The 9,355-nt window shown below is 62.4% G+C and carries 14 protein-coding genes; 4 read left to right on the top strand and 10 right to left on the bottom strand.

The genetic code is table 11. The features are described from left to right. Window positions 1–25: 25 nt before the first annotated feature. On the top strand, window positions 26–946 hold the full coding sequence (locus tag QZ184_RS01395; protein WP_296415148.1) for a transglycosylase SLT domain-containing protein: 921 nt from the start codon (window positions 26–28) through the stop codon (window positions 944–946). A 20-nt stretch (window positions 947–966) separates the two neighbouring features. After that, window positions 967–1,419 (top strand): nuclear transport factor 2 family protein, encoded by a 453-nt coding sequence (locus QZ184_RS01390; protein ID WP_010317215.1) that lies wholly within the window; start codon window positions 967–969, stop codon window positions 1,417–1,419. A gap of 3 nt (window positions 1,420–1,422) precedes the next feature. Here the strand turns inward: QZ184_RS01390 and QZ184_RS01385 are convergent, their stop codons facing one another. From QZ184_RS01385 to QZ184_RS01355, 7 genes are all read right to left on the bottom strand, one after another. Next, the gene (locus QZ184_RS01385) at window positions 1,423–1,836 is read right to left on the bottom strand and encodes a hypothetical protein (protein WP_029626323.1); all 414 of its coding nucleotides are present in this window, start codon (window positions 1,834–1,836) and stop codon (window positions 1,423–1,425) included. Window positions 1,837–1,859: 23 nt separating this feature from the next. Further along, window positions 1,860–2,096 carry a hypothetical protein gene (locus tag QZ184_RS01380; protein ID WP_296417803.1) on the bottom strand — a complete coding sequence of 79 codons (237 nt, stop codon included), beginning with the start codon at window positions 2,094–2,096 and terminating at the stop codon, window positions 1,860–1,862. Between the two features lie 66 nt (window positions 2,097–2,162). Then, window positions 2,163–2,945, bottom strand: a complete 783-nt coding sequence (locus tag QZ184_RS01375; RefSeq protein WP_010317210.1) for an ABC-2 family transporter protein — start codon at window positions 2,943–2,945, stop codon at window positions 2,163–2,165. Continuing rightward, the gene (locus tag QZ184_RS01370; protein WP_296417815.1) at window positions 2,942–3,676 is read right to left on the bottom strand and encodes an ABC-2 family transporter protein; all 735 of its coding nucleotides are present in this window, start codon (window positions 3,674–3,676) and stop codon (window positions 2,942–2,944) included. The genes QZ184_RS01375 and QZ184_RS01370 overlap by 4 nt, the downstream gene beginning before the upstream one ends. A 65-nt stretch (window positions 3,677–3,741) precedes the next feature. Further along, window positions 3,742–4,719, bottom strand: a complete 978-nt coding sequence (locus tag QZ184_RS01365; protein ID WP_296415181.1) for an ATP-binding cassette domain-containing protein — start codon at window positions 4,717–4,719, stop codon at window positions 3,742–3,744. A 23-nt stretch (window positions 4,720–4,742) separates the two neighbouring features. Beyond that, window positions 4,743–5,057, bottom strand: a complete 315-nt coding sequence (locus QZ184_RS01360) for a hypothetical protein (protein WP_247478621.1) — start codon at window positions 5,055–5,057, stop codon at window positions 4,743–4,745. A gap of 20 nt (window positions 5,058–5,077) precedes the next feature. Beyond that, window positions 5,078–6,553: a bifunctional orotidine-5'-phosphate decarboxylase/orotate phosphoribosyltransferase gene (locus tag QZ184_RS01355; RefSeq protein WP_296415143.1), complete on the bottom strand. Its 1,476-nt coding sequence runs from the start codon at window positions 6,551–6,553 to the stop codon at window positions 5,078–5,080. A gap of 253 nt (window positions 6,554–6,806) precedes the next feature. Here QZ184_RS01355 and QZ184_RS01350 point away from each other — a divergent pair, with 253 nt between their 5' ends. Next, entirely contained in the window at window positions 6,807–7,007 is a 201-nt protein-coding gene (locus QZ184_RS01350) for a Nif11-like leader peptide family natural product precursor (protein WP_010317201.1), read from the top strand. A gap of 80 nt (window positions 7,008–7,087) precedes the next feature. Continuing rightward, window positions 7,088–7,246, top strand: coding sequence for a hypothetical protein (locus tag QZ184_RS01345; RefSeq protein WP_010317200.1), 159 nt, complete (start codon window positions 7,088–7,090; stop codon window positions 7,244–7,246). 3 nt (window positions 7,247–7,249) lie between these two features. Here the strand turns inward: QZ184_RS01345 and QZ184_RS01340 are convergent, their stop codons facing one another. From QZ184_RS01340 to QZ184_RS01330, 3 genes are read right to left on the bottom strand one after another with little or no spacing between them, the layout of a single operon-like run. Continuing rightward, window positions 7,250–8,344 carry a zinc peptidase gene (locus tag QZ184_RS01340; RefSeq protein WP_296417799.1) on the bottom strand — a complete coding sequence of 365 codons (1,095 nt, stop codon included), beginning with the start codon at window positions 8,342–8,344 and terminating at the stop codon, window positions 7,250–7,252. Continuing rightward, complete coding sequence (locus tag QZ184_RS01335) at window positions 8,341–8,886, bottom strand: rhomboid family intramembrane serine protease (protein WP_010317198.1); 546 nt, start codon at window positions 8,884–8,886, stop codon at window positions 8,341–8,343. Before QZ184_RS01335 ends, QZ184_RS01340 begins: the two co-directional genes overlap by 4 nt. Beyond that, window positions 8,883–9,293 (bottom strand): hypothetical protein, encoded by a 411-nt coding sequence (locus QZ184_RS01330; protein WP_232197301.1) that lies wholly within the window; start codon window positions 9,291–9,293, stop codon window positions 8,883–8,885. The genes QZ184_RS01335 and QZ184_RS01330 overlap by 4 nt, the downstream gene beginning before the upstream one ends. Between the last annotated feature and the right edge of the window lie 62 nt (window positions 9,294–9,355).

Below are 9,355 nucleotides of genomic sequence, written 5' to 3'. Positions count from 1 at the left end.
GCATGGGCGCAGCGGCCCTGAATCCATGACCCGATCCGTTGGCTTGGTTCTTGCTGCAGCCCTGGCAGGACTGGTGGCCTGTGCCTCCCCCAACGAGGCCCAAAGCAATGCTGCTCCCGCCGCCGCGCCGCGGCGGCAACCCCGCAGTTACCCAACGGTTCCGCGTGCTGCAAGCGAGACCGCGCGTCGACTGGCTGCGCTTGAGAGCCAGTTGCGCGATCCGCAGACGCCAGCGGACCAACTCCCGGATTTGGCCCATCAACAGCAGGTGATCTATCGGGTTCTCTCGCTTGATCGACAGCGCAGTCAGGCGGTCCTGGATCAACTCCCAACCCGTTGGCGTTCCGTGGCCGAACGGCACCTGGCGGCGAGACGTGCGTTTCTGGCGATGAGCAAACGCCGCCCTGCCCAGGTGCCGGCCTGGCGGATTATTCCCCCCGAACCCCTGCCCCAGTTACTCGCCCACTACCGCAAGGCCGAAGCCGCGACAGGGATCGAGTGGGAGGTGCTCGCGGCGGTCAACTTGGTGGAGACCGGGATGGGACGCATTGACGGCGTCTCCATTGCCAATGCCCAGGGCCCGATGCAGTTCTTGCCAACCACCTGGGCGGAGCCAGGCATCGGCCGAGGGGACATCCGTAATCCCCATGATGCGATTCAGGCAGCGGCCCGTTATCTCGTGCGCCGCGGCGGTCTCAAGAACATTCGCCGTGGTCTCTGGGGCTACAACAACAGCGATCTCTACGGCGAGGCTGTTCTCCTCTATGCCTCCTTGATTAAGGAGGATCCCCAGGCCTTGGTGGGCCTGTATCACTGGGAGATTCACTACAACGCCCAGCAGGGGGATCTTTGGCTTCCGGTTGGCTACGAACAACTCCAACCCCTGCCTGTCGATCGCTACCTGCAGTTGCATCCCCGCAGCGCTCCTCCCAGGAAGCCAGGATGAGCGCACCCGCTCCTTGAGCTGTGACTGCTTCTTCCTCCGGATTCCAGCTCCCACTGACGGAGCAGTCCCTGCGTCAGCTGTTCACCAAGCCCTATGGCGCACCGGCCCCGAGCCATGGGCAATGGAAAGCGGTGTATGCACCGGATGTGCATTTTGAGGATCCCACCCAGTCCCGCGACGGACTTCAGGCCTACCTCGATGCCCAGGATGGCCTGGTGAACCGTTGCGATGATGTCTACCTGGCTCCGCACGCCGTCGCCCTGAGCGGCCAAACCGCTTTTGTCGAATGGACGATGGGGCTGAAGATCAAGGGCATTGAGTTCGTGTATCCGGGCGCGACGCGACTGCGGCTCAATGACCAGGGTCTGATCGTTGATCACCGCGACTATTTCGACTTTGTCGGCCCAACGTTTGCCCCTGTCCCCTTGATCGGTGGTTTTGTGCGCTGGCTCTACAAACGCTTCGTTGACTAGGTCTCAGGCGCTCGGTTGATCCTCCGCCAATTCAGCCACCATGACCGCTGCACAGGTTTGTTCCATCAGCTCCTGGTAGCAGGGCTCATCCGGCCGCATCTCGGCCAGTGATGTCCAGCACTGGATCACCCCCGCGCGAACCGCACGGCGCTTGATCGGCCGGCGTTCCCCTGGCGGAACGGGAGACGTCTCCAGCCAGTCGTCGATACAGCTATGCATCGCCGCAAAGACATCGGCCATCCCATTGGTTGCGTATTGAGCCGTGACCAGGTCATGGGCGACAAGCAACCCGGCCTGTCGTCCCAGGCGATCGCTCGCCGTCTGCTCATCCGTCGTCGCCCCAAAGCGAGCATCCAGCCAGGTGCTGAGCTGGATTGAGGTTTCAAGGCTGATTCCAGACTGGAAGAAGGGAGTCATGGATGGGGACATCTGTGTACGTCCTACCCGCGCTTGGAATGGGACCAAATCTCGAAGTCCATCGAGAACTTTTCGCGAAGGAACTGGCGGAAGTCCGTGTCTGGGGTCTCATCGAGGCCGGGGCCTGCACGACGCTCGATCGCCTCATCGACAAGGATGGCGATGGCCTTTGAGATCGAGTGGCGCTGCTCCTTTGAGAAGCCGCGAACCCAGTGCGCCGCGGCCTCGCTCAGGATGACTTGGTGGCGTTCGCTGGCCAATCTCTGACCTGGACCTCCCGGCAATCCTACACAGACTGTGTATCCAGTGCAAGGCTGGGTCTGGACTCAGCTGCTGGCTGACGTGTAGTGACGGAGCGCAAATTGCCAGAAGAGGCGACTGGCGATCAGGCTCCCCGCGGCCATCAGCACTGATCCCAGGGCCCAGTGCCAGGACCCCTGACCCAAAAGGGCCTGGGAGGGAACGGTGGTCATGAAGGCCACCGGCAGCACAAACACGAACACCAGCCGCAGAGCCGGTGGGTAGGCACTCACCGGATAGCGCCCCGCCACGAGCGTGTAGCGGAGAACTTCAGTGGCATTCCAGACCTTCACGAACCAAATCGAGAGGGCTGCGAGTGAGAACCAGAGGCTGTAGAGAATCGCAGCACCACTGGCCAGCAAGAGTCCACCCAAGAGCAAGGACTGAGGGCGGATTTCGGGTAAGCCCAGGACCACCAGGACGCAACCAGCCAGCAAACCTGGAGCGCCCCAGGGGGAGAAGCAACGCAGGGACAGCCAGAGCTGCGAGTCCACCGGTTTCAGCAGCACGAAATCCAGGGTGCCCTGCTGAACGTGGTTCACGATCTTGCTGAGGTTCGGCTGGAGCAGGCAGCTCGTGAAGCCATCGAGCAGCGTGTAAAGCCCGAGGACGATGAGCGCTTCATTCCAAGTCCAGCCCCCAAGGGTGGACTGCCCAGAAAACAGCAGTGACAGCACAAAGAGGCTTCCGGCCAGATTTCCGAAAACAGAGAGGCACTCCAGAACAAGGTTGAGCTGGTACTCGCTCTCGGACTCCAATGAGCTGCGCCAGAACTGCAGCAGCATCGCCAGGGTTTTGGAGCGTCTCATGCGCCCATGGCTCCGTAGCGCCTCAGCCCCCTCTGCCAGCCCCAGTAACAGAGGGGGCTGAGGATCAGACACCAGATCAGCAGGCTCAAGTACCCAGCGCCCAGGTCCACCGGTAGCCCTGAAAGCAGCCGTGCCGGGAAGTCGACCATCGCTGGAAAGGGTGTGGCGAGGGCGAAGCGCTGCACGGCAGGCGGAAAGGTGTCGAGTGGTGCCACCAGCCCCGAGAGGAAGAGATAGGGAATCACCAGGAGGCGATCCAAAGCCGCAGCGCGCTCACTCCAAAAACAGAGCATGCTGCTGAGGGTTTGCAGCAAAAACCGCAGGACGAACGCGCCCCACAGGGCCATGAGGCCAAGTAGCAGTTCCTGAAGACTCGGCCTCCAGAGCAACCCTGGATCGACCGCACTCAACGCCAGGAGCATGAGGGCCACAAAGGGGATGCGTGTGGCCTGTTCCGCAAGGTGTGCCGCGAAGTAACGCCACAGGGGTTGGAGCGGTTGCAGCAGAAATGGCGACAACTTGCCGCTGACCACGTCCTCTTCAAAGACATGGATCAGCCAGACCACGCTGAACTGGCGGACGATGAACGCCGCCACGAAGTAATGCCGCAGTTGTGCGGGACTCCAGCCCGCCTGACTGGCCGCACCGCTGTTTTGCCAGACCCCAAGCATGATCAGTGGCAGAACACCGGAGAGGGCCCAGAGAGCGATCTCGGCGCGGTACTCCAGCATGTAGGCGTATTGGGTGCTCAGCAGCGTCCGGGCGATCCGTAGTGACGCACGGGGCGAGCGCACGCTTAGTTCCGTCCTGCCTGTTGGAAGAGGCTGCGCATCAGCTCCTCGATCGGCGGATCATTCACTTCAAGGTCCAGGACCTCAAAGCGACTGAGAAGCGCGGCTACCGAATCCGTCAGCTGATCCCGTGGCACCAGCAGTTGAACCTGATGGTCCTGATGGGACTCGACGGTTCCGAACGCTTCAAAGGCCTCGCGCGGCTGGGGCTGATGCAGCTCCAGTCGGACCTGGCGATGGGGGCTGAGTTTGCTGGTCAGGGCATCCAAGGGGCCGTCATGGAACAACGCCCCCTCGTGGATCAGCAGGACCCGCTCGCAGAGGGCCGTGATGTCCCCCATGTAATGGCTCGTCAGCAGGATGGTTGCCCCAGTGCGCTGGTTGTAGGTGGCGAGGAAGTCGCGAACCCTCCCCTGGGCCGTGACATCCAAACCCAAGGTGGGTTCATCCAAAAACAGCACCCGGGGCTGGTGCAGCAAGGACGCCAGCAGTTCGGCTTTCATGCGCTGACCGAGCGACAGCTTTCGCACGGGGCGATGCAGTTCCTCCCCCAACTCCAAGAGATCCGCCAGTTCAGTGACCCGGCGCTTCATCTCCCGTTCGGGGATGCCATAGACCGCAGCATTGACCCGAATCGAATCCCAAGGAGGTAGGTCCCAGATCAGCTGTTGCTTGTTCCCCATCACCAGGGTGATGTCCTGCAGGAAGCCAGGCTGCCGCCGTTGCGGGATGGCTCCGGCGACCCGCAGCTCACCAGCACTGGGGTGAATCAGCCCGCTGAGCATTTTTAAGGTCGTGGTTTTCCCCGCCCCATTCGGACCAAGGAACCCCACCATCTCTCCTTCCTGGATCCCAAAGCTGATGGCCTTAACGGCATCAAGGTCCCGGTAGCGGCGTCGCAGCAGGTGACGAATGGTGCCCTGCAGTCCCGGTTGTTTCTCGGCAATCCGGTAGGTCTTGCTGAGGCCCCGCGCCAGGACCATGGCGTTGGTGGAGCTGCTCAACGTCAGAGCTCGATGCAGGCCTTGGCCTGCTCCCCCAGGGGATCAATGAATTCGACATCGAGCGTCGACTGGAGTTCCTGGGCCTGGCGCACCCGTTCACAGGCCAGATCGTTTTCGCCGCGGTTGAACAGATCCTCTGCCTCATCCGTGAGCGTCTGCAGCTGCAGCTCTTGCTCCTGGCGTTGACGCTGCTGTTCGTCCGAAGCCGCTGGTTGAGGTTGGTTCTTTGGTGGCGATTGACGGGCTGCGGGGCCACAACTCACCAACAGAGCTCCCAGGGCGATCAGACCGGCCGTTGTCCTCAGGAGCCTGGTCACCCGCCTCATCGCATCTCCCCCTATCCCAGCACCTTGGCTTGCTCGGCCGTGAGACGACCAGCATCCAGCAGGGCCTTGGTGATGCGCTGGATGTCCAGCACAGCATGGAAGTCATAGCCCTTGGCCTTCAGTCGCTCGCGGGCACTTTGATCGCGCTGACCGCCGTGATCGATAAAGACCACGACGTCGTTGACCTGCAAACCGGAGCGCTCCAGCTTGGCAATGCCCTCGAGCACACTGCCGCCACTGATCAAGATGTCATCGATCACGATCACGCGGTCTCCCTCCTGGAAATCCCCTTCGATCAGGCGCCTGGCCCCATGGGCCTTGACTTCCTTTCTTGGGTAGATCAGGGGCTTGTGCAACTGCAAAGCCAGCCCGGTTGCCGTGGGTAGGGCTCCATAGGGAATGCCCGCGATGCGATCGAACTCCAGGCCGTCCATCAGTTGCGCGTAGCCATGGAGCACCCGATGGAACAGGTTCGGATCGGAGATGATCTGCCGCAGGTCGATGTAGTAGTTGAAGACGGCTCCTGAGGCCTGGACGTATTCCCCAAACAACAGGCAGCCGATGTCAAAGAGCTCAACGATGAGCTCCGCCATCGGATCAGAGCTGGTTTGCTCGGACGCTTGATTGGCCAGCCAGAGCTCGCAGGTCTCGGCTTGTTCGGAGCGGTGCTGCTCCATCCAGCTGGTTCGCCTGCGGTTGATGCGACCTTTGAGTGCTTCGGCCTGCTCCGCTAAGTCGTCTTCAACCAGCAGGTTTTGGGGCATGGGAATCAGTAGGCCATCCGCTGAGTTGCTCAGGCCGGCCTCCAGCAGTCCATCGACCCGTTCTTCTTCGCTCCAGATCGAACGCAGCATCAGCACGCGCTCGGGTGCGGCCTGTCTGACCCGAGAGAGGACCTTGGGGTCACTGGTTCCCACCTCCAGTAGGACCTGGTCTGGGGTGCCCCAAAGTTGGCTCTCCCGCACGATCTGCAGGAATAGGGGATCGCTGTCGTTGGGGTGGTACTGGATTCGTTTGGCAGCCGGGTTGGAGCTGCGGCAGGTGATGACGACTGCCTTGTCTCGATACAGCAAAAACGGAGCGGCGATGTCCTGACCCGCCAGGGGAGAGAGGGTGACCGCATCGACGCCCAGGTCTTTGAACAGGTAGTGGGCGAGGGCCGTTGAAGAATTCAGATCGCCGTGTTTGGCGTCGATGATCAGGGGGAGATCGCGCGGCACCAGATCGCGCACCTCCAGCAGCAACTCCAGTCCGAGTGGGCCCAGGGCTTGGTAGAAGCCGAGGCTGGCCTTGATCGCACAGACGTGGGGACTGGTTTCCTCCACCACCGCCTTAATCCAGTGCCTGGCCTGACTCAGGAAGGAACGGTTGCCCATCCCCCGGCGCAGAGCCCAGCTCTGCAACATCTCGGGGTTCGGGTCGAGTCCCGTCATCAGCAGGGACTGACGCTCTGCGATGGCTTCAGTGAGTTGAACGAAGAAGCCCATCGCCCGCTGGCGGCTTGAGTCGTTGTTAAGGGATCCCTGGCGCCCTGGGAAAGGGCATGACACAGCTCGTTGCAAAACGGAGCAGTCTCATGTGCCCATCAAGGTCGGGGCTGGGGCTTGAACCACGGCAGCCTCAAAGGGGTTCTGGCGACAGAGCCGCTGCAGTTGAGCCTCAGGAGGCTCGCGAGACTCGCTGCCGATGCCTGGCTTCTGGGCTTTGGCTTTGCGATGGTTTGGAACCCACTCAAGCCTCATGAGCTGGCAAGAACTTGAGCGCTTGGTCGTCGATGCGGAGACCCGTCCGCACTTGCGTCACCTGCTGCGGCGCTGCCGCGATGACAACGGTCTCTTGCTGCAGGCCCGTCTCCTGGGCTATCGCATTACCCGCGTCGATCTGCAGCAGGCCTGGCTGCAGCACCGCCAGGACGAAGAGCTCAAGTCCTTGCAAGGCTGAGGGGGATAGCTCGGGATCTGGCCCCCAGCGCTGGATGCCAGTGAGAGCCCACGGTTCGATCCGTTCGCTGCATTCCCTGCGTGAATCTCGAGCTCGATCGACGTTGTTTGGAACTCGCGGTCGCGGACCTCAGGGCGCTGCCCAGCTCCGATCGACCGACGGCCATCGGTCATCTGCGCGCGATCGACTCAGCCTTGGCGGAGAAGCTGACTCTGGAGCTGCTCTTTGAGTTCAGCTGACGCTCAGCAGTCCCTCGCCGCCAGCACCTGGGCCTGCCCCTTGCCGTCCCGTCCGATGGGTTGGGGGTCGAAGTCATCAGCACTGACATCAAAACTGCCGCTGTTGCACCAGAGGGTGAGTTCGCGTTTGGTGTAGCTGCCCAGGGCTCGCCCCTTGCCCTGTTGCATCGCCATCCCAACGCACTGGTCCTGACTGCCCCAGACGCAGCTGGCCGCACCGAGAAGCCCCCCGATCAGATTCGTCGCGATCTGCTGGCCCCGCTCAATTTCGAAACGCCGCACCTCATAGCGCCGTGCCCCCAGCAGGGAATCCCCTGGCTTCCCGGGGAGTGGCCGGCTGAAGGTTTCGTTGGTGTCAACGGTCCAGTTCCCCACCGACTGCCCCGGTTGGAGCTGGCTGCTCAACCCCCGGGTCAGGGCCTGAAAGCGATCCTTGGGATAGCCGTGGTGCTGCCTTGAGATGCGCTCGTAGTCGCCCATCTCAAAGAGCAGATTCGCCGTATTGGAGAAGTCGTCCACCTGGAGTGCGCCGACGTTCAACAGCCAGCCGAGAAAGACTCCGGTTCGCCAGTCGGCAGCGAGTTCCTCCTGTTTGACGGTGAGCCCCATGCCGCCACTGAAGGGGCCGAGCCCCTTTTCTCGGTTGACGTGATGGCCCCACTCATGGGCCAAGACGGCCAGATCCAGCAAGAGCAGGGCAGCATCGCTCTGGCCCTTGGCTGCTCTGACGCTCTTGCGCAGTTCCAGGGCCATGGCGATTTGTTTGCTGGGGGGGCAATAGAAGGCCATGGGATGGCGCACCTCCTTCACCCCGCAACCATCGGCGCGATCGCCCGCGAAGAGCAGTTGTGGCTTGACCTTGGTGCCCCAATGGCGGTGGAGCAGCTCATGGGCCTCCCGGAGATAGGCCTGGCGTTGGCTGGCTTGTCGGGACGCCTCGAGCTTCAGGGCATCTTTGGCGGATGCGGCTTCCAGCACCGGTGGGGGTTCCATGCCGGGTGCCCAGGGCTGGGCCGAAGCGCCAAGGGCCATGGCGAGGCTGATCAGGAGCGCACCCAGCGGTTTGCCAAAGCCTGCTCGAGGGATGAGATGAGTCATGGTCTTGATCGCGAGACCACCGCAGCGGCGAGCAGCCCCCCTGCGAAGCCGCTGGCATGGCCGATCCAGCTCACCCCAGCTGGGGTGAAGAACGGCAAAAGACTGGGGAGAATTCCGCCATAGATCAGCAGGACCGCCAGCGACAGAAGCATGGTCAATGGTCTGCGCTCCAGCCAGCCAATCAACAACAGGTAACCCAGTAATCCATAGACCACACCTGAGAGGCCGTGGGCGCCATTGGGCCACCACAGCCAGACCGGAATAGCCGTGAACAACACAGCGGCCCAGACGGCCAAATAGTCCCACTTGCTCTTGAAGCAGACCAGCCAGGAGAGGGGAAGAAACAAGCCGCTATTGGCGAGGAGATGTCCCCAACCGCCGTGGCTGAAGGGGGCTGTCAGGATCCCCAAGGCCGGACCACCGGGAAGCATCGGCAAGTTCCACTGCCCGCGAAAGAGCAGTTGATCGATTCCCTCCTGCAGCCAAGCCAATGCCAGCAGAGCCAGCGGGATCAGCAGCGCCGCCTTGAGATCCCGCGTCATGCCCTCAGGAGCTGGATCTCCATGACGGCCAGCGCTTCATCAGGCAGGCCAAGAAAGGCATTGAGCCATGCGTCCTGGCAGGGGGCGATGCTGGCGACCCCCACCAGTTGCCCCCTGCCGTCCTGGTCGAGGGGTCGCCCTTGACGGCGGTGCCGCAGCCCCTCGATGGACCCGCTGGTCAGTGCGGTGTCCACGACGAGATCTGAGGCTTGGTAGACGGGTTGACGGGCAGGTCCCAGGGTGAAGCGAAAGCGAGATCGGAAGCGCAGGCTCAGGGCGCCGCTGCTCGGGTCCAGCTCGCCCTCGAGCTGTTCTGGCTGGATCTGAACGCTGATCCCTGGGGGCAGCGGAAGGCCCAAGAGCCGGGCTGTTTGGCAGTCCAAAGGGGGGATGGTCAGCCCTGCCATGGGCACCTTCAGTGCGAGGCGCCCCTGTTGATCGGCAGGGGATTGGAGGACGGGGCCCCCAC

Origin of the sequence: Vulcanococcus sp. DEBay_Sum22DG08_74, from assembly GCF_017852955.1 — a bacterium.
In the GTDB taxonomy this organism is placed as follows: Bacteria; Cyanobacteriota; Cyanobacteriia; order PCC-6307; family Cyanobiaceae; genus Vulcanococcus.
This window is presented reverse-complemented; position numbering and strand designations above follow the sequence as displayed.